Annotated in this window: 1 tRNA gene; it reads left to right on the top strand. The window is 59.2% G+C overall.

Features of this window, described 5'->3' with window-relative positions:
- Positions 1-138: 138 nt before the first annotated feature.
- Positions 139-211: transfer RNA gene (locus QP968_RS11265), tRNA-Gly, on the top strand.
- Positions 212-213: the final 2 nt, after the last annotated feature.

The raw sequence follows: 213 nt of genomic DNA on the forward strand, positions 1-213 counted from the left end.
GATTAGCTCAGCGGTAGAGCACTACCTCGACACGGTAGGGGTCACTGGTTCGATCCCAGTATCGCGCACAAGGATCCTTCACGGATCCGCGGAAGGATCACCCCGGTGGTCACTCCATTCGAGCACTAGTGCCCGAATGCGGATGTAGCGCAGTTGGTAGCGCATCACCTTGCCAAGGTGAGGGTCGCGAGTTCGAGTCTCGTCATCCGCTCC

This window comes from Corynebacterium sp. MSK041, from assembly GCF_030232265.1.
Taxonomy (GTDB): domain Bacteria; phylum Actinomycetota; class Actinomycetes; order Mycobacteriales; family Mycobacteriaceae; genus Corynebacterium.